The following is a 19,498-nucleotide window of genomic DNA, read 5'->3' on the forward strand; positions in this document are numbered from 1 at the left end:
GCTACGATATCGCGTTCATCGATAGGGGGGAGAATTTAAGTCAGAGTTGCTCTCATCTTGATCTATGTGCATAGACAGACTCTCTGATAACGCGATACTCTAGTCATCAAGCCTCGCGATACCATGACTGAGAAGAGACAACCGCAATGTCGGAAGAGAAAAGTAAAAACCTGTCTGAAACGTTGTTTAATAAACACCAGCAAGCCAAAGAAACCTCAACACTGACGAGTTACTTACCGAGCAGTCGAGACTTGCTTGAGCATAAGCGACAGCAAGAAGGGTTGGCATGGTATCGAACGATTCCGTGTTTGCAATGGGCTTGGCAGGGCATCAATGTCTTGGAGCAACAGGAAGTCTTGGCGCGTATCGCGGCCTCTCCTCACTCGCGTAGTGAAGAGCAATGGCTGGATACGGTCATGGGCTATCATTCTGGAAACTGGGCGTTTGAGTGGAATCGTATGGCCATGCGTCACCAGCAAGCGGCCAAAGATAAACAAGGCGATAGCGCCGCAGAAGCGTACTTTAACGCCGCGTTATGCTATAGCATTGCGGGTTACCCCCACTTAAAAATGGACAATTTAGCCAAGCAATCGGAAAATTTAGCCAATACAGCCTATGACATGGCCGCCAACCATTCTAGCCATACGATTAAGCGTCTCGAGTTTCCTTTCCAAAATAAAAAAATTATCGGACATTTGCATTTAGCCAACACCGACTCTCCAAAACCGGTTGTCATTGTTAGTGCCGGGCTGGATAGTTTACAGACGGATATGTGGCGCCTATTTCGAGATTATCTTGCTAAGCGTGATATCGCCATGCTCACCGTTGATATGCCGGGAATTGGCCACAGTGCTTCTTGGAATGTCACAGAAAATACCTCGATCTTGCATCAAGAGGTACTCAGTCAACTGGCGGATTTGCCTTGGGTTGATCATCGGCGAGTTGGGCTTGTCGGATTCCGATTCGGAGGTAACGCGATGGCTCGCTTGAGTTTTCTTGAACCCGAGCGTATTAAAGCGTGTGTGACCTTGGGCGCGCCGATTCACGATGTGTTTGTGACTCGAGAAAAACTGACGAAAATGCCGAAAATGTATCTGGATATTCTTGCGTCACGTATTGATAAAAAAGCCATTGATATCAATAGCATGTCAGGACAAATGATGGCTTGGTCGTTAAAAGTACAAGGCTTTTTGTCGAGTCGCCGTACTAAGGTGCCTATTTTGGCGCTAGGGCTGGAAGGCGACGTTGTCTCACCCCTGTCAGATAATCGACTTTTAGCGCTCTTTAGTCTAGGAGGCAGCGCTAAGCAAATAAAAAGTAAAACTATTTCTCAAGGCTATGAGCAATCCCTCGAAATGGCGATGAAATGGTTGGAAGACGAACTTTATAGATGACATTTTCTAATGAATTCTTTAAAAGTAATGGGTAGCATTCTAAGCAACTAATTGTTTTATCAATAGTAATTAACTATTGAAACGGAGATATCTATGTCTGAGGTAACTAAGCGCCCTACTCATTATCGTCTACTTGCTGCATTTAAGACCATTGGACCTTATTTGCGAGAAGAATGGTGTCGTGATAATTATTATTGGTTTGACTGTTTAGCCGTCTGTGTCGACGATAGCAAAGCGCCTGAAAAACGAGAATTTTGGGGCTGGTGGATGGAGTTTAATTTCAGCGAAGCGGGGTTCACAGCCTCTTATCATGTCGGTAAATTCAATGTCGATGGCGACTGGGTTGAAGAAGAGCCACCAGAACAAGCAATGAGTGAGATTGTGCGTACCCAAGAAGACTTTAAAGTGAAATTAGTCGCTAAGCTGGAAGAGCGCTTTGGACAAACGATGTCCTATGTTGAGTGAGCCTTCTCGCCGACTCTTATTCATTCACTGACTTTTCATCAATAAAAAGGCGCTTTAGGCGCCTTTTTTCTTGTTTATTCTCGCTTGGATTGCTAAAACATCTCCTCAGGAATGTTCTCACTAATAGCAATAAAATCATGACGACGAAGCAAACGAACATCACAAACAGACAGACGATAGTAGTCAAGCTCGGTACCAGTGTGTTGACCGGCGGGACGTTATCTCTCGATCGCGCCCACATGGTCGAGCTTGTTAGGCAATGTGCGGAATTAAAAAAGCAAGGACATGCGGTTGTCGTTGTTTCTTCTGGCGCGATCGCGGCTGGTCGCGAGCATCTTGGTTTTCCTGCGTTACCCAACGCAATGTCGAGTAAACAATTACTGGCGGCTGTCGGACAAAGTCAACTCATCGAAGCATGGGCGCGCTTATTTGCCATTTACGGGATAAAGATTGGTCAAATGCTATTGACCCGAGCGGATCTCGAAGATCGAGAGCGCTTCCTTAATGCTCGCGACATGATTCATGCTTTAGTGGATCATGACATTGTGCCAATTGTGAATGAAAATGACGCCGTGGCGACGAACGAAATAAAAGTCGGCGATAATGACAATCTTTCTGCTTTGGTAGGGATTTTGTGTGATGCGGATAAGCTATTGCTTCTGACTGACCAGAAAGGCTTATTTACCGCGGATCCGCGCAAAGATCCGACGGCCGAATTAATTAAAGAAGTCAAAACCATCGATGATACCCTGCGCCGGATTGCTGGCGATAGCGGCACAGCGTTAGGAACGGGCGGAATGGCCACCAAACTCCAAGCGGCGGACATTGCTCGCCGCTCTGGCATAGAAGTCATTATCGCTGCCGGTCGAGCTCCGAATGTGATTGTTGAATCGTTGAGTGATACACCGCAAGGAACCCGTTTTTTGCCTGTTGAAGCGTCGTTAGAAACGCGCAAAACATGGATTCTCGCAGGGCCCGCGCCTTGTGGCACCGTGATGATTGATGCGGGCGCTGTTGATGCCGTGGAGCATAAGGGTAGTAGCTTACTGGCCAAAGGTGTCATCAAGGTTGAAGGCGATTTTGCTCGGGGCGGGGTGGTGCGCATTCAAAATGAGCAACATCAAGAGATTGCTCGTGGTATCGTGGCGTATTCCAGTGCTGATCTGACGAAAATCGCCGGTGAGCACAGTACCAAAATATTTGAGACCTTAGGTTATGACCATGGTTCTGAAGTCATTCACCGCGATAACATGGTCGTGATTCAGGAGTAAGGGGAGATGAGTGTGGATTTAATGAATATGGGGAAAGCGGCGAAAGATGCGGCTTTTCAATTAGCGGTCACCTCAACCGAGCAGAAAAATCGCGCTTTGGCGCTGATTGCTGATGAGTTAGAAGCCAATGCTGACACGATTTTGGCGGCGAATAAGCGAGACATTATCGCAGGCCAACCGGCCGGCTTAAGTGAGGCGATGCTTGACCGCCTGCTGCTGACACCTGAGCGCCTGACGGCAATCGCGAACGATGTTCGTCAGGTGATTGTGCTCAACGATCCGGTGGGCAGTGAAGTGGACAGTAAAGTGCTCGGTAATGGTATGTCTTTGGCTCGCCGCCGCGTGCCTCTAGGGGTGATTGGTGTGATTTATGAAGCGCGCCCCAATGTGACCATCGACATCGCTGCCTTATGCTTAAAAACGGGCAATGCCAGTATTTTACGTGGTGGTAAAGAAACGTTTGCTTCCAATATGGAGTTGGTCAAGGTGATTCAAAGCGCTTTAGAAAAAGCGGAGCTACCAGCCGCTTCTGTGCAATATATTGAACAACCGGATCGCGAACTGGTGTCACAGTTGCTTACAATGGATGACTATGTGGATATGATCATTCCACGTGGTGGGGCAGGCCTGCACAAAATGTGCAAAGAAAACAGTTCCATCCCCGTGATTATTGGGGGCTTCGGTATCAGTCATATGTTTATCGATGCTACTGCGGATCTCACGCGTTCGCTTGCCGTGGTTGATAATGCCAAAACACAGCGTCCTTCAGCGTGTAATTCATTAGATACATTATTAATTCATGAATCCGTGGCGGAGGCGTTTTGCCCAATGCTATTGGCCACCCTCGGTGAGCGAGTGACGTTTGTTGCAGACCGCTCTGCGTTACCTTTACTGCAAAATGCGCCGAAAATTCGAGCGGCTCAAGAAGGCGATTTCGATACGGAGTGGTTGGATTATGTGTTAGGCGTGAAAGTCGTAGCCAATGTACAGGAAGCGATTGAGCATATGCGTGTTCATAACGCTAGCCATTCGGACGCCATTATGACCAATAGCCTAGATAATGCGGAAGCGTTTATTAATTCTGCCGGGTCTGCCGCCGTATATGTGAATGCGTCGACGCGCTTTACCGATGGTGCTCAATTTGGTCTCGGAGCCGAAGTGGCGGTCTCTACTCAGAAACTGCATGCTCGTGGCCCAATGGGACTCGAAGAGTTGACCAGCTATAAATGGGTCGGCAAAGCGGATTATCTCGTACGGAACTAGGCTTTTTGTGCACACTAGTAGCAAAAAGGGGCGATTTAGCCCCTTTTTCTTTTCTTCCATTGACAAATTCCGTTAAACTGAAACCGTGTGATATGGAGGTGATATGCATTGTCCTTTTTGTGCTGCGATTGATACAAAAGTTATCGATTCTCGATTAGTGGCTGACGGTCATCAAGTGCGCCGTCGCCGTCAATGTTTGGCGTGCCATGAGCGGTTTACTACGTTTGAAACGGCAGAATTAGTCATGCCGCGCGTAATCAAAACCAATGGCAATCGCGAACCTTTTAATGAAGAAAAAATGGTCGGTGGTTTTCAGCGGGCCTTAGAAAAAAGACCAGTGAGTGCGGATGCGATTGAATTGGCGATCAGTACCATAAAATCGAAATTACGTGCGACTGGCGAACGTGAGGTACCGAGTAAATTAATCGGTAATTTAGTAATGGAACAACTCAAAGAACTGGATAAAGTCGCGTATATTCGTTTCGCGTCGGTATATCGTAGCTTTGAGGATGTTCGTGAATTTGGTGAAGAAATCGCCAAGTTGGAAGATTAATTCTTAGCTTATGTCAGTGTTTACCTCAGACGATTTTCAAATGATGTCGCGCGCGATTGCCTTGGCAAAGCGCGGCATGTATACCACTTCTCCTAATCCCAATGTTGGGTGCGTGATCGCGCGTGACGCGCGCGTAGTTGGTGAAGGGTATCACGCCAAAGCCGGCGAGCCCCACGCTGAAGTCCACGCCATGCGTATGGCGGGCGAGCAGGCCAAAGGCGCAACCGCCTATGTCACCCTAGAACCCTGTTCTCATTACGGTCGGACACCGCCATGTGCGGAAGGTTTGATTAAGGCTGGGGTCAGCCGAGTGGTGTGTGCCATGAAAGATCCCAATCCGCAAGTGGCTGGTCGTGGTATTGCGATGCTTGAGCAAGCGGGTATCGACGTTACTGTCGGTCTGCTCGAGGAGGAAGCACGTGCACTCAATCCGGCTTTTCTAAAACGTATGGAGACCGGACGCCCATTTGTGCAACTCAAACTCGCCGCCAGTCTTGATGGGCAAACCGCATTAGCCAATGGCGCGAGCCAATGGATTACGTCACCACAAGCGCGGCAGGATGTTCAGCACTATCGCGCGCAAGCCAGTGCTATTTTATCCACCAGTCAAACCGTGATCGCGGATAATGCCTCTTTGAATGTACGCTGGCATGATCTGCCCGACTATGTACAAGCGATATACCCTCAAGCGCAGTTACGTCAACCAACGCGAGTCATTCTTGATCGCCAGCATCAGCTTTTTGCTGACCTCAAGCTGTATCAGCAAGCTGGCCCTATTGTGACGGTCAGTGAGCAGAATGCCGATCTTTGTGTTGGCGCGGATGAGCATGGGCGATTATCACTGCCGGATGTTTTTCACCGTTTAGCGAATGAACATCAACTGAATCACATTTGGGTTGAAGCCGGGGCAACCTTAGCCCGTTCCTTATTACAAGCTCAACTTGTCGATGAGTTGATCGTGTATTTGGCACCGAAAATCATGGGCTCAGATGGTCGTGGGTTATTGGGCGCTTTAGGGTTGATGGACATGAAGCAGGTGATGCAATTTTCTATCCGCGATATCCGCCAAGTGGGCAGTGATATCCGCGTGGTATTGGCTCCACAACCGCTAACCAATGAATAATAAAGAGCAGAATCAATGTTTACGGGAATTGTAGAAGCAGTCGGGCGTTTACGCTCAATCACGCCGAAAGGTGAAGACATCACTATCAAGGTGGATGTCGGCGCGTTAGATATGTCAGACGTCAACTTAGGGGATAGCATCGCCACAAACGGGGTGTGCTTGACCGTTGTTCAGTTTGATAAAAATACCTATAGCGCTGATTTATCAATAGAAACTTTAAAGAAATCCAGCTTTTCTGAACGCCAAGTAGGGGATCGTGTTAATCTCGAGAAAGCGATGTTACCGACAACCCGTTTCGGTGGTCATATCGTATCAGGGCATGTGGATGGTGTCGGTGTGATAAGCGAACGCCACTGGGTTGGACGTTCCATTGAGTTATGGGTTCAGACCCCAGCGGATTTGATGAAATACATCGCGGAAAAAGGCTCCATTACCGTGGATGGGATCAGTTTGACGGTGAATGCGTTGCGTAAAGACGCGTTCAAATTGACGATCGTGCCGCATACCAGTAGTGAAACGACAATCGATGAATTCCAAGTCGGGCGAAAAGTGAATCTGGAAGTCGATGTATTGGCGCGTTATATGGAGAGGCTGATGAGCGCATCTCAAGCCTCAGAAGAACCCGAGTCTCGTATTACCATGGAATTTTTGCAACAAAACGGTTTTGCTTAATACGATGCTCAGGTAAGTGAAATTAGTCATAGTCTCAATGACATTGAGGCTATAAACGAATAGGAATACCGCATGACAATCAGTACACCAGAAGAAATTATTGATGATATTCGTCAAGGAAAGATGGTCATTCTCATGGACGATGAAGATCGTGAAAACGAAGGCGATCTCATTATGGCCGCTCAGGACGTCACGCCTGAAGCTATCAATTTCATGGCCACGCACGGCCGAGGCCTTATTTGTCTGACTTTGACTCAAGAGCGCTGTAAGCGTCTCGGTCTCAATCCGATGGTTGAAGATAATGGCGCCCAATTCTCGACTGCGTTTACAGTCTCGATTGAAGCCGCCGAAGGCGTGACGACCGGTATTTCAGCGGCCGATCGCGCCACTACCGTATTAGCCGCCGCTGCCGACAACGCAAAAGCGTCTGATTTGGTGCAACCGGGGCATGTTTTCCCGCTTTCAGCCCAAGATGGCGGTGTTTTGGTCCGTGCTGGCCATACTGAAGCGGGCTGTGACTTAGCGCGTTTGGCTGGCAAAGAACCGGCGTCTGTGATCGTTGAAATTTTAAATGATGATGGCTCGATGGCACGTCGCCCGGATCTAGAAGTCTTTGCCAAAGCTCACGGGATAAAGCTGGGAACCATTGCTGACCTGATTGAATATCGCAATAATACGGAAACCACGATTGAACGTGTGGCCACTTGTCATCTACCGACCGAATATGGTGATTTCGAACTCGTCACTTTCCGCGACGTCATTGATAATCAAGTGCATTATGCCTTGTGTAAAGGGGAGATTGCTCAAGGTGCTCCTTTAGTACGTGTGCATTTACAAGATACCTTTACCGACTTGTTGCACAGTAATCGTAATTCGGATCGCAGTTGGCGCTTGGATCAAGCCATGGAACGCATCGGCCAAGAAGGGGGCGTATTGGTCATTTTGGGGAAAGAAGAAAGCAGCGACTTACTGATGAATCGAGTCAAAGCCTTCGAAGCTCAAGATAATGGCGAAGCTCCTACGATGGCGAAAAAACCGGGGACGTCGCGTCGTGTTGGGGTTGGTTCTCAAATCTTAGCCGATTTAGGGGTGACGGATATGCGTCTGTTATCGTCTGAAAATAAAAAATACCATGCACTTGGTGGCTTCGGATTGAATGTCGTTGAGTATGTGTGTCAGTGATGAATGGTGAGATGTGCTGCTGATGTGCAATCAGCAGCGTGCCGGATGGAATAGGCTCAAATACTATTAGATATGGTTCACAGATTTGTGCTAGAATCCGGCGATTCTCACGTGATGATTAGAGTTTAAAGGATAGCTTATGAAAGTGATCGAAGGTGGCTTCCCAGCACCAACTGCGAAAATTGCCATTGTAATTTCTCGTTTTAACAGTTTTATCAATGAAAGTTTACTTTCTGGTGCCATCGATACTTTGAAGCGTCATGGTCAAATCGCTGATGATAATATCACAGTGGTACGTTGCCCTGGTGCGGTAGAGCTTCCTCTTGTCGCTCAACGCGTAGCAAAAACTGGCAAATTCGATGCGATTATCTCATTAGGGACTGTCATTCGTGGTGGTACACCACATTTCGAGTATGTTAGCAGTGAGATGAATAAAGGTTTGGCACAAGTTTCCATGGAGTACAGTCTTCCTGTTGCTTTTGGTGTGCTAACTGTTGATACCATTGATCAAGCCATTGAACGCGCAGGAACCAAGGCTGGTAATAAAGGTGCAGAGGCCGCACTAAGCGCACTTGAAATGATCAATGTTCTTTCTGAAATCGATTCCTAATGGGGGCCCGTGTGAAACCAGCCGCACGTCATAATGCACGCCAATTTGCGTTGCAAGCAATATACTCTTGGCAGCTTTCTAACGAAAATGTTGCCACAATTGAAGAGCAATTCTTATCTGGTGGTAAATACGATGACGAAGAGCTTCGTGCATCTGAACCCTCGTTGAGTGCGCCAGAAACAGACGTGACATACTTCCGTGAAGTCTTCACAGGTGTGGTACTCAGCTACAAAGATTTAGACAGCAAATTGCGTCCGTTCGTGTCTCGTCCAATGCAAGATTTGGATCAAATGGAGCTAGCATTATTGCGCTTGGCGATGTTTGAAATGACACGTCGTGAAGATGTACCTTACAAAGTGGTTATTAATGAAGCGATTGAACTAGCAAAAGTATTTGCAGCAGAAGATAGCCATAAATTTGTGAATGGTGTGCTTGATAAAGCGGCACCACACGTGCGCATTAAATCGTAAATCGCGATACAATGATAAGGTCAGCATTTTGCTGGCCTTTTTTATGTGTGTTACCTCGCCATATTGGGGCTTGCACGCCGTGATGAAGTAAATGCGTATGAGGAGCGAAGGTTTATGCCTGGGGAATTTGATTTCATTGAGGCGTATTTGTCTGAACGACAGACGTTACGTCAAGATGTACAACTGGCATTGGGAGACGATTGCGCGATTGTTTGTCCGCCGCAGAACGCCCGTATTGCATTGAGTACCGATACTCTTGTTGGGGGTTCTCATTTTCTGCTGTCAGCTCCTCCTGAATGGGTGGCGCATAAGGCGTTGGCATCGAACCTGAGTGATTTGGCCGCAATGGGGGCTCGCCCTGCATGGATGTCCTTAGCGCTAACGTTACCTGAGTTGGATGAGTCATGGCTACGACCTTTTTTTGATGCTTTTTTTGCCTTGGCTGATGACTATGGGATTCAACTTATTGGTGGTGATACGACGAAAGGTCCTCTGAGTATTTCTTTAACCGTGCAAGGCTTTGTCCCGCAGGATACCGCTTTATTACGCTCAGGTGCTCAAGTCGGTGACAGGATTTATGTCACAGGGAAATTGGGGGATCGAAAAGCAGGCCTTGATGTCATTTTGGATCCGTCTCTACGCTCTAAGCCATTTGCCTCTGAGCTGGAAAAACGTCATTTTCTGTCAACCCCGCGGGTGGATTTTGCCCAGTCGTTATTAGGCATTGCTTCAGCCGCGATTGATATTTCAGATGGACTTTTGGCCGATTTACAACACATCTTATCGCGTTCACAGGTAGGTGCACGGATTGATGTCAGTCAGTTGCCATATTCAAACGAAATGGCAGCGTTTGTTGGCAATCAGGTCACCGCGCGTCAATACGCATTAACCAGCGGTGAAGAATATGAGTTATGCTTCACGGTTCCTGTGCAGTATGCTTCGTATGTGGAACGCGAGTTAGCAGGAGAGACCGAGCTGCATTGCATTGGTCAAATAGCGCCCCAAGGCGAGCTCGTGTTACATGATGCCGGTCATGCCGTTGATTGGGCATTATCCGGTTATGATCATTTTAAGGCGTCAAAATGAACGATCCAAAAAAACGACTTTCACTTTTAAATCCTTGGCACTTGTGTGCCACCGGTTTTGGTAGCGGCTTATCCCCCGTAATGCCGGGCACGATGGGAACGCTCGCATCCATTCCTGTATTTTTATTACTTGCGCAGCTTCCGCTGGTGGCCTATCTGATCGTGATTCTTTTGGTGAGCCTGATTGGCATAAAAATTTGTCAGGTGACCGCGGATGATATGGGCGTCCATGACCATGGGTCTATTGTGTGGGATGAATTCGCTGGATTTTGGATTACCATGTCCGTCGTTCCTATTTATGGTCTCTCAGTTGGCGACTGGCACTGGATCTTAGCCGGATTTGTGTTGTTCCGCTTTTTTGATATGGTCAAACCGTGGCCAATCAGTTGGCTCGATAAATACGTTCATGGTGGGTTAGGTATCATGGTCGATGATCTGCTGGCGGGCGTATTTTCTGCGATTGCGCTGATGATGTTAGGGCAATGGGCGGGTTGGTAATTTAAGGGCCATAGGCCCTTAAATGTCTCATCACCTCTCTAGTTAGGAGAGCGTTCCAGAATATTTTCGATTAAGGCTTCACGGAGTTCCACCGCTTCTTGTTCACTTAACCTTCCACCACCATGTCGCGTGAGAATGAATAAATCCTCGGCACGCTCACCAATGGTGGTAATTTTCGCTCCGTGCAAGTCGAGATTGAGCTGGGCAAATGTGGCGCCGATGGTTGCCAGTAATCCCGGAGTATCGAGTGCGACCAATTCAATTAAGGTACGCTTTTTACTTTTGGTGGGTAAAAAGTCGACTTGTGTTTTCACTTGGAAGTGTTTTAATTGGCGCGGCACACGGCGAGTTTTATGCTGTGATTGCTTCCCTTTTGCGAGCGCATCATGAATATGTTCGATTAACTCCTCGTGCTCGGCCTCGGCAATGGCTTCCCCATTTTGATCGAGTACCATAAATGTATCGAGTACGTAGCCATCTTTGCTGGTCATCACTTGGGCGTCATGCACATTTAAGTTACGTCTATCGAGTTCGGCGACGACGTTGGCAAATAGCGCGGGCTGATCTTTGGTATAAACAAAAATTTCCGTTATCCCACGGGTCGGACGCTTATTGATAAGCACTAACGGCTGAGAGTGATCGGTTAATTTCAAAATATTGGAGCAGTGCCAAGCAATTTGTTTGTCTGAGTGACGCAAGAAATAGTCGGCTTTAAAGCGCAGCCACAAACGATCGATATATTGTGGCGTGTACCCTTCTTTGCGTAAATGCGCGGAGGCCATTTGTTGATTGTGACGGATGCGCTCTCTCACATCGACCGGGTTTTCTAAGCCACGTCTTAGTGCTCGCTGTGTGGAGTAATAGAGCTCAGCAAGTAGGGTGCGTTTCCAACTGTTCCAGAGTTCTGGATTGGTGGCGCAGATATCGGCGACGGTCAAGCATACGAGTGCGTCCAGCGCGTCTTCTTCTCGGACGATTTTCGCAAAATCACTAATCACGTCAGGATCGTAAATATCGCGTCGTTGCGCGGTCACAGACATCAATAAATGATTTTGCACTAACCAAGATACCAGACGGGCATCCGGTTTAGACAGCCCATGCTCAATGCAAAATTCATAAGATTCTTTCGCACCGATTGCGGAGTGATCGCCATTACGACCTTTGCCGATGTCATGGAAAATAGCCGCGAGAATAATTAATTCACATTTTTGGTAGCGAGGGAATATTTCGCAGCAAATAGGGTGAGTATTGTAGTTATTCGGATCATGGAAGGTCTGTAACTGTTTGAGGACGCGCATGGTATGCTCATCGACGGTATAGACGTGGAATAAGTCGAATTGCATCTGTCCGACAATATGACTCCATTGCGGTAAATACGCTGCCATCACCCCCAACTCATGCATTTGTGGAAAGGCATTTTGTAAGCTATTTGGATGCTGCACTAAGGTCATGAATTTATCACGTGCGGCCGGAATGGTATGCAAAAACATATTCAGGCGACGACGAGCGGTGCGTAACTGGCGCATGGTGGTCGGAGAGACGCCTGTAATGCTGGTATCATCGGCCATATGGATAAACATATCCAGAATGCTGTCTGGGCGTGCTTGAAAGAGTGCCGGATGGCGAGCTTGAATCCAAGGGCCACAGCGGGCAAAATCGTCATCCAATACGATGCATTGTTCATTGCTGGAGTGATTGAGAATGGCTTGATCGAACAACATTAATAGCATGCGATTGAGCTCTACCACACGGCGTAAGGTGCGATAAAACTCTTTCATCATTTTTTCTACCGCCTGATTTCCTTCTCCCGTAAAGCCGAGATGGGCGGCGACGTTGGCTTGATGACCAAAGGTGAGGCGGTTGTCATAACGACGCAGTTCTATATGTAAAGCAAAACGCACTCGCCATAAAAATTCTTGGCATTCAGCAAGTTCTCTATACTCTGCATCGGTTAAAAAGTCATGGCGACTCATTTCATAGAGAGAGGTCGCGCCAAAGTGACGACGAGCAATCCACGATAAGGTATGAATGTCTCGTAGCCCACCAGGGGTCGATTTAATGTCCGGTTCCAAGTTATAGGTTGTATCATGGTAACGAGCGTGACGCGCGCGTTGCTCTTGCAGTTTTGCCTTGTAGAACACATCACTTGGCCAGAAAGAGTCAGAAACGATGACGGCTTTGAGTCGCTCAAACGTCTCAGGCGAGCCGCACAGTAAGCGCGCTTCTTGCAGGTTGGTTGCCACGGTGAGATCGTCACGCCCAATGTCTGAACATTCTTGTACGGTACGCACCGCGTGTCCCACTTCTAAACGCAAATCCCAAAGTAGGGTGATGAACTGACTGATTTTGACCCCAACCTCGTCACTGACCGGTTGTTGGGAGACGATCAGCATGTCGATATCTGAGAGAGGGTGTAATTCGCCACGGCCATAACCACCGACCGCAACCAGTGACAAATCAGCAATGTCATTGAACTGATGGGCTTGCCATAAGCGCGTCAGTAATTCATCCATGTAGTGTGAACGACCGTAAACCAGTTCACTGACCGAATGATGTTGAAGAAACTGTGCCTTTTGTTCTTGGGCAAATTGGTCCAGTTGATCTTTCAGGTAAGGAATAGCCAGTTCGTCATCATCGAGATGACTAGGGGAGTGAAGAGTCATAACTGCAGTCCGTGCGAGATTTCCGAATGCAGAGAATGTAGCAGATTGGGCCCAATAAAAAAATATCCCCGCGAGAGCGGGGATAAGAAAGTTATTGTTACAGGTGGCGTTTAGGCATTATGGAAGTGACGAGGAATGGTTTCTTCATCACGTAACGTAAGGATCTCACAGCCATCTTTGGTTACCAGCAGGGTATGTTCCCATTGGGCCGAGTTCTTGTTATCCGCGGTATAAACGGTCCAGTTATCTTCGTCATCTAAGCGGCAGCCAAACTTGCCAGCATTGATCATCGGTTCAATGGTGAAGATCATGCCTTCTTTGAGTACGGTACGGTCGTTGTTTTTATAGTGAACCACTTGAGGTTCTTCATGGAAGCCAGCACCAACACCGTGACCACAGTAATCACGTACAATCGAGTACTTCATGCGTGGGTTGTTTTTATTATTGGTTTTGATGAGTTTTTCAATGGTTGTCCCAATTTCACCAAGCTGAGCTCCCGGCTTCACTTTTTTCAGTGAGGCGTATAGGCATTCTTGAGCGGTCACACATAGACGTTTGTCTGCCGGAGTCACTTCGCCCACATAAAACATTTTTGACGTATCACCGTGGTAACCATCTTTGATGACGGTGATATCGATATTCATAATGTCGCCATCTTTGAGAACGGCCGGGCGAACGTAAGGACCAAACTGGCTATCTTCAGACGCTGGGATACCGTGACAAACCACGTGGTTGATAGACGTACAGATCGATTTAGGAAAACCATGATAGTTAAGAGGAGCAGGGATGGCGCCTTGAACTTCTGTGATGTGCTTGTGACAAATAGCGTCGAGCTCTTCGGTCGTCACGCCCGGCTTGATATGGGGTTCAATCATTTCGAGAACTTCTTTGGCTAAACGGCAAGCGACGCGCATCTTTTCGATTTCTTCAGCATTCTTAATTATTACAGACATGAGCTTTCTCTATTTCGTTATTTTAGAGCACAACCGTGCGAAGTGGTTATTGTAACAGCGACGTGATGAAGCGCAATAATTGTCATTCAACTCCGTTATAATATCTTGGGCTGGCGTGTGATGACATCGCGTGCTGGGTGATTTTTTACTAGCCATATGTAGGCTAAATATGATATAAAGCGCGCCGAACTCTCAGTATCTTGTCTTCATATTGGCGACAGTGTCTGATGATGTTTACAACTAACTTAAATCACACACATTCCGTCACGTGTTCCGGGGTGCTCTGCTTAGACAGAGTCGGAGACATGGGGGATGTGGAGGCCTAACCCCATATAGAGGATTATATAATGGCAACTGTATCAATGCGCGATATGCTTAAAGCTGGTGTTCACTTCGGTCACCAAACTCGTTACTGGAACCCAAAAATGAAGCCATTCATCTTTGGTGCTCGTAACAAAGTTCATATCATCAACTTAGAAAAAACTGTACCTATGTTCAACGAAGCACTTGCTGAGCTTTCTAAGCTAGGCGAGAAAAAAGGTAAAGTTCTTTTCGTTGGTACTAAACGCGCTGCATCTGAAGCTGTTAAAGACGCTGCAATTGCATGTGACCAATACTTCGTGAACAACCGTTGGTTGGGCGGCATGCTAACTAACTGGAAAACAGTTCGTCAGTCAATCAAACGTCTAAAAGACCTAGAAGTACAAGCTGCAGACGGTACTTTCGACAAGCTGACTAAAAAAGAAGCTCTTATGTGTACTCGCGAAATGGAGAAACTTGAAAAGTCTCTTGGCGGTATCAAAAACATGAATGGTCTTCCTGATGCGATCTTCCTAATCGATGCGGATCACGAGCACATTGCAGTTAAAGAAGCAAACAACCTAGGCATCCCAGTTATCGCTGTTGTTGATACTAACTCTAACCCAGATGGTATCGACCACATCATCCCTGGTAACGATGACGCAATCCGTTCAGTACAACTTTACCTAAACGCTGCTGCTGAAGCTGTGAATGAAGGTCGCAACCAAAACGTTGCTGAAGTTGCTGAAAAAGACGGCTTTGTAGAAGCTGAATAATTACGGCTCTTAGTCATACTTAGCTTGGTGTGTCATCAAATGGCCACGTAAACTAGGTTATAGTTAGCATTGGGGGCCTTAACATCGGCCCCTAATTTTTACCACATCCAGAATTAAACCGAGGAATAGAGAATGGCTGTTACTGCTGCTCTAGTTAAAGAACTTCGCGACCGTACTGGCGCGGGTATGATGGAATGTAAAAAAGCGCTTGTTGCTACTGATGGCGACATCGAACAAGCGATCGAAGACATGCGTAAAAGCGGTGCTGCTAAAGCGGCTAAAAAAGCAGGTAACGTTGCTGCTGAAGGTACGATCATCATCAAAGACGGTGAAGGTTTTGCTGCACTTGTTGAAATCAACTGTCAGACTGACTTCGTAGCAAAAGATGGTAACTTCCAAACGTTTGCTAACGAAGTTGCAGAAGCGGCTGCGGCTGAGAAGCTGTCTATCGAAGACCTACAAGCAAAATTTGAACAAGTTCGTGTTGAACTTGTTGCTAAAATTGGCGAAAACGTAAATGTACGTCGTGTTGCTTACCTAGAAGGCGCGAAAACGGCTTCTTACCGTCACGGTGAGAAAATCGGTGTTGTTGTCGCTGGTGAAGGTGATGAAGAAACACTACGTCACGTTGCAATGCACGTGGCTGCGTCTCGTCCAGAATACCTACAACCATCAGATGTACCTGCTGATGTTGTTGAAAAAGAAAAAGCAGTTCAAGTTGAAATTGCAATGAACGAAGGCAAACCAGCGGAAATCGCAGAGAAAATGGTTGTTGGCCGTATGAAGAAATTCACTGGCGAAATTTCTCTAACAGGTCAGCCGTTCATTATGGAACCAAAGAAAACAGTTGGCGACATGCTTAAAGAAGCTGGCGTAACTGTAACTGGTTTCGTTCGCCTAGAAGTAGGTGAAGGCATCGAGAAGAAAGAAGAAATGAGCTTTGCAGAAGAAGTTGCAGCAGCTCAAAAAGGTTAATTCTTAGCGATATAGCCTAATTAAAGACCGTAGCCAAGGCTGCGGTCTTTTCACGACTATCGCAAAGGGAATTTGCCGTCACGAATTGATTCTTAAGGCGTATTATCTATTTTAGAATTAATTCTTGACTGTTAATTAACCACTCTTTTTTGAAAGGTAAGACCATGACAACGAACCCCAAACCAGCATATCAGCGGATTTTGTTAAAACTTAGCGGTGAAGCACTGCAAGGTTCAGAAGGTTTTGGTATAGATCCAGCCGTACTTGATCGGATGGCTCAGGAAGTCAAAGAACTGGTTGAACTTGGCGTTCAAGTCGGGGTTGTTATCGGTGGTGGTAACTTATTCCGAGGCGCAGGGCTTGCTCAAGCAGGCATGAATCGCGTTGTTGGGGATCACATGGGGATGCTCGCGACGGTAATGAATGGTTTGGCGATGCGTGATGCTCTGCATCGTGCTTATGTGAATGCTCGTGTAATGTCAGCGATTCCGTTAAACGGCGTCTGTGATGATTACAACTGGGCGGAAGCTATCAGTCAATTGCGTGACGGACGAGTTGTTATTTTCTCGGCTGGTACTGGTAACCCATTCTTTACGACGGATTCAGCGGCATGTTTACGTGGTATTGAAATTGAAGCGGACGTTGTTCTAAAAGCGACCAAAGTCGACGGTGTTTTCGATTCTGATCCGGTAGCCAACCCAGACGCTCAGCTTTATGATAAGCTGGCATATAATGATGTACTTGAAAAAGAGCTGAAGGTGATGGACTTAGCAGCATTTACGCTTGCTCGTGATCATCAAATGCCAATCCGCGTTTTCAACATGAACAAACCAGGTGCATTACGCCGTGTTGTTATGGGCGAAACTGAAGGTACGCTAATCAGCGCTGAAGTAAAATCACTCTAGAGACGAACAATAGTAAGGTGATATCGTGATTAATGAGATCAAAAAAGACGCTCAAGAGCGCATGAATAAAAGCGTAGAAGCGCTGAAAAATAATTTAAGCAAAGTGCGTACTGGTCGTGCTCACCCGAGTATCTTGGCCGGTATTTCAGTTGAATACTATGGTGCGCCAACGCCATTGAACCAAGTGGCCAACGTTATCGCGGAAGATTCACGGACTTTGGCAATCACTGTCTTTGATAAAGAGCTGACGCCGAAAGTAGAAAAAGCCATTATGACGGCGGATCTGGGTTTGAACCCGATGTCAGCAGGCACGGTTATTCGTGTTCCTCTTCCACCACTAACAGAAGAACGTCGTCGTGATTTAGTGAAAATGGTACGTGGCGAAGCAGAAGGCGGTCGTGTGGCTATTCGTAACATTCGTCGTGATGCGAACAGTGACCTGAAAGGCTTATTGAAAGAGAAAGAAATCTCGGAAGATGAAGACCGTAAAGCACAAGAAGAAATCCAAAAAATGACGGATTCAGCGGTGAAAAGTGTTGATGAAGTTCTTGCGAAGAAAGAAGCTGAATTGATGGAAGTATAAGCCTCATTTCTCTCCATAGAGTAAACGCTGTACGTACAGTGCAGCGTTTATTTATTATGACGATACGTCTTTGGTTTCAAAATACTATAATAATTAATAATGCTAGATTCACAACTCTCATCTGAGGTGTTACCTCAACATATTGCTATCATTATGGATGGCAACGGCCGGTGGGCAAAAGAGCGAGGGAAACCACGTGTTTTTGGCCATAAAAAAGGCGTAGATGCTGTTCGCAATACCATTTCTACTGCGGCTAAACTTGGGATCAAAGCGATTACCCTGTTTGCGTTTAGCAGTGAAAACTGGCGACGCCCTCAAGAGGAAGTCGGGGTATTGATGGAACTCTTTATCGCGGTCTTGTCGTCCGAAGTCAAACGTATGCACAAAAATAATCTACGATTACAGATAGTCGGAGATGTGTCTCGTTTTAGTCAACGATTACAAAACAAAATTGCGCAAGCGGAAGCGCTGACTAAGCACAATACTGGCATGGTCTTGAATGTTGCAGCCAATTATGGCGGCAAATGGGATATCACCCAAGCGGCCAAACACTTAGCTCATCAAGTCGCAGAAGGAACACTCCTCCCTGATGATATTACGGAAGACATGCTTGCAAAGCATGTTGTGATGTCTGATTTACCCGATGTGGATTTACTGATCCGCACCAGTGGTGAATGTCGAATTAGTAATTTTCTGCTGTGGCAAATGGCTTATGCAGAAATGTATTTTACCCCTATCTATTGGCCTGAATTTGGAGAGCATAGCTTACTTGAAGCTATTTCTTGGTTTGTGAATCGTGAACGCCGTTTTGGTTGTACTGGTGAGCAAATTAAAGCGCTAATGGAAAAATAAAATAGGATCGAAAGTTTGAAGCAAAGAATTATTACAGCGCTCATACTTGCCCCTCTTGTTCTTTTGGGCATTATTTATTTGCCCCTTGCTTGGTTTATGCCTGCATTAGCAGTCATTACCTTGATCGGATTTTGGGAGTGGACTCAATTTGTAAATGCTCCTCAATCACGTACTTTGGCTTTAATTCCCGCTTTGGTTGTCAGTGGGGCCAGTGTTTGGTGGGTCCAGCCCACAATGTCCAGCTTAAATGATTTAACCACTCGCCATTATTCTATTTTGTTGATTGGAACGGCTTGGTGGGTTATCGCCAGCCTTCTTGCGATTACTTATCCACGTTCTCGTCCTGGATGGGAACGCTGTAACAGTCTGCGCCATTGTTTTGGTATATTGACCCTTTTGCCTTTTTATTGGAGTATCGTATTTTTACGAGCCGAGGCCATGTCTGTGAACATGTGGCATGGTGCGCAGTTGGTGATTTTTGTTTGTCTAATCGTCTGGACCGCGGACAGCGGTGCTTACTTCTCGGGTAAATTTTTGGGGCGACATAAAATGGCCCCAGCGGTCAGTCCGAATAAAACGTTGGAAGGGCTTGCTGGTGGTTTGATTTTAGCTGTGCTCGTTGGTACTGGGCTGGCGAAAGCCTTTGAGATCGAATTTAGTTCAGATTTGGCAATGTATTTTGTCATTTTCTGCACGGCAATCATTTCAGTATTAGGTGATTTAGTCGAAAGTATGTTCAAACGCGTCTCAAACATTAAAGATAGCAGTCATATCATTCCTGGACACGGTGGTGTGTTAGATCGTATTGATAGCTTAACCGCTGCGTTTCCTGTTTTCGCTTTCCTATATTTCATTCTCTAAATCAGAGGGCAAGCTATGGCTTGCCCTTTTTGGCTAAATAATGG

The 19,498-nt window shown here is 46.7% G+C and carries 20 protein-coding genes; 18 read left to right on the top strand and 2 right to left on the bottom strand.

The genetic code is table 11. From position 1 onward, the window contains the following. Positions 1-146 precede the first annotated feature (146 nt). The 12 genes from frsA to pgpA all read left to right on the top strand — a co-directional run bounded on the left by frsA (position 147) and on the right by pgpA (position 10,586). Positions 147-1,394: an esterase FrsA gene (gene frsA, locus EAE30_RS08330; RefSeq protein WP_123015510.1), complete on the top strand. Its 1,248-nt coding sequence runs from the start codon at positions 147-149 to the stop codon at positions 1,392-1,394. 93 nt (positions 1,395-1,487) lie between these two features. Continuing rightward, complete coding sequence (crl, locus tag EAE30_RS08335; RefSeq protein ID WP_123015511.1) at positions 1,488-1,859, top strand: sigma factor-binding protein Crl; 372 nt, start codon at positions 1,488-1,490, stop codon at positions 1,857-1,859. 137 nt (positions 1,860-1,996) lie between these two features. Next, the gene (gene proB, locus EAE30_RS08340; protein WP_123015512.1) at positions 1,997-3,130 is read left to right on the top strand and encodes a glutamate 5-kinase; all 1,134 of its coding nucleotides are present in this window, start codon (positions 1,997-1,999) and stop codon (positions 3,128-3,130) included. Between the two features lie 12 nt (positions 3,131-3,142). Continuing rightward, positions 3,143-4,393, top strand: coding sequence for a glutamate-5-semialdehyde dehydrogenase (locus EAE30_RS08345; protein WP_123017306.1), 1,251 nt, complete (start codon positions 3,143-3,145; stop codon positions 4,391-4,393). A 103-nt stretch (positions 4,394-4,496) separates the two neighbouring features. Continuing rightward, positions 4,497-4,946, top strand: coding sequence for a transcriptional regulator NrdR (gene nrdR, locus EAE30_RS08350; protein ID WP_077311339.1), 450 nt, complete (start codon positions 4,497-4,499; stop codon positions 4,944-4,946). 10 nt (positions 4,947-4,956) lie between these two features. Further along, positions 4,957-6,069, top strand: a complete 1,113-nt coding sequence (gene ribD / locus EAE30_RS08355) for a bifunctional diaminohydroxyphosphoribosylaminopyrimidine deaminase/5-amino-6-(5-phosphoribosylamino)uracil reductase RibD (protein WP_123015513.1) — start codon at positions 4,957-4,959, stop codon at positions 6,067-6,069. A 15-nt stretch (positions 6,070-6,084) separates the two neighbouring features. Then, positions 6,085-6,741, top strand: coding sequence for a riboflavin synthase (locus EAE30_RS08360; RefSeq protein WP_123015514.1), 657 nt, complete (start codon positions 6,085-6,087; stop codon positions 6,739-6,741). 72 nt (positions 6,742-6,813) lie between these two features. Beyond that, positions 6,814-7,923 carry a bifunctional 3,4-dihydroxy-2-butanone-4-phosphate synthase/GTP cyclohydrolase II gene (gene ribBA / locus EAE30_RS08365; protein WP_123015515.1) on the top strand — a complete coding sequence of 370 codons (1,110 nt, stop codon included), beginning with the start codon at positions 6,814-6,816 and terminating at the stop codon, positions 7,921-7,923. A gap of 139 nt (positions 7,924-8,062) precedes the next feature. Then, entirely contained in the window at positions 8,063-8,533 is a 471-nt protein-coding gene (gene ribH / locus EAE30_RS08370) for a 6,7-dimethyl-8-ribityllumazine synthase (RefSeq protein ID WP_077311345.1), read from the top strand. Then, a complete protein-coding gene (nusB, locus tag EAE30_RS08375; RefSeq protein WP_123015516.1) occupies positions 8,533-9,003 on the top strand; it encodes a transcription antitermination factor NusB in 471 nt (156 codons plus the stop codon). The genes ribH and nusB overlap by 1 nt, the downstream gene beginning before the upstream one ends. A 114-nt stretch (positions 9,004-9,117) precedes the next feature. After that, complete coding sequence (gene thiL, locus EAE30_RS08380) at positions 9,118-10,089, top strand: thiamine-phosphate kinase (protein WP_123015517.1); 972 nt, start codon at positions 9,118-9,120, stop codon at positions 10,087-10,089. After that, positions 10,086-10,586 carry a phosphatidylglycerophosphatase A gene (gene pgpA, locus EAE30_RS08385; RefSeq protein ID WP_123015518.1) on the top strand — a complete coding sequence of 167 codons (501 nt, stop codon included), beginning with the start codon at positions 10,086-10,088 and terminating at the stop codon, positions 10,584-10,586. The genes thiL and pgpA overlap by 4 nt, the downstream gene beginning before the upstream one ends. Positions 10,587-10,624: 38 nt before the next feature. Here pgpA and glnD read toward each other — a convergent pair whose 3' ends face one another. Both glnD and map read right to left on the bottom strand, forming a co-directional pair. Further along, positions 10,625-13,249: a bifunctional uridylyltransferase/uridylyl-removing protein GlnD gene (gene glnD / locus EAE30_RS08390; RefSeq protein ID WP_123015519.1), complete on the bottom strand. Its 2,625-nt coding sequence runs from the start codon at positions 13,247-13,249 to the stop codon at positions 10,625-10,627. A gap of 110 nt (positions 13,250-13,359) precedes the next feature. Next, positions 13,360-14,202 (bottom strand): type I methionyl aminopeptidase, encoded by an 843-nt coding sequence (gene map / locus EAE30_RS08395; RefSeq protein WP_123015520.1) that lies wholly within the window; start codon positions 14,200-14,202, stop codon positions 13,360-13,362. 347 nt (positions 14,203-14,549) lie between these two features. Here map and rpsB point away from each other — a divergent pair, with 347 nt between their 5' ends. The 6 genes from rpsB (at position 14,550) to EAE30_RS08425 (ending at position 19,454) form a co-directional block, all read left to right on the top strand. Continuing rightward, positions 14,550-15,278, top strand: a complete 729-nt coding sequence (gene rpsB / locus EAE30_RS08400; protein ID WP_123015521.1) for a 30S ribosomal protein S2 — start codon at positions 14,550-14,552, stop codon at positions 15,276-15,278. A gap of 132 nt (positions 15,279-15,410) precedes the next feature. After that, complete coding sequence (gene tsf / locus EAE30_RS08405; protein ID WP_123015522.1) at positions 15,411-16,253, top strand: translation elongation factor Ts; 843 nt, start codon at positions 15,411-15,413, stop codon at positions 16,251-16,253. Positions 16,254-16,417: 164 nt separating this feature from the next. Continuing rightward, positions 16,418-17,158, top strand: coding sequence for a UMP kinase (gene pyrH / locus EAE30_RS08410; RefSeq protein ID WP_123015523.1), 741 nt, complete (start codon positions 16,418-16,420; stop codon positions 17,156-17,158). Between the two features lie 25 nt (positions 17,159-17,183). Beyond that, complete coding sequence (frr, locus tag EAE30_RS08415; protein ID WP_123015524.1) at positions 17,184-17,741, top strand: ribosome recycling factor; 558 nt, start codon at positions 17,184-17,186, stop codon at positions 17,739-17,741. A 99-nt stretch (positions 17,742-17,840) separates the two neighbouring features. After that, a complete protein-coding gene (locus EAE30_RS08420) occupies positions 17,841-18,593 on the top strand; it encodes an isoprenyl transferase (RefSeq protein ID WP_123015525.1) in 753 nt (250 codons plus the stop codon). A gap of 15 nt (positions 18,594-18,608) precedes the next feature. Beyond that, positions 18,609-19,454 (top strand): phosphatidate cytidylyltransferase, encoded by an 846-nt coding sequence (locus tag EAE30_RS08425; RefSeq protein ID WP_123015526.1) that lies wholly within the window; start codon positions 18,609-18,611, stop codon positions 19,452-19,454. Positions 19,455-19,498: the final 44 nt, after the last annotated feature.

Source organism: Vibrio zhugei (genome assembly GCF_003716875.1).
Lineage (GTDB): Bacteria > Pseudomonadota > Gammaproteobacteria > Enterobacterales > Vibrionaceae > Vibrio > Vibrio zhugei.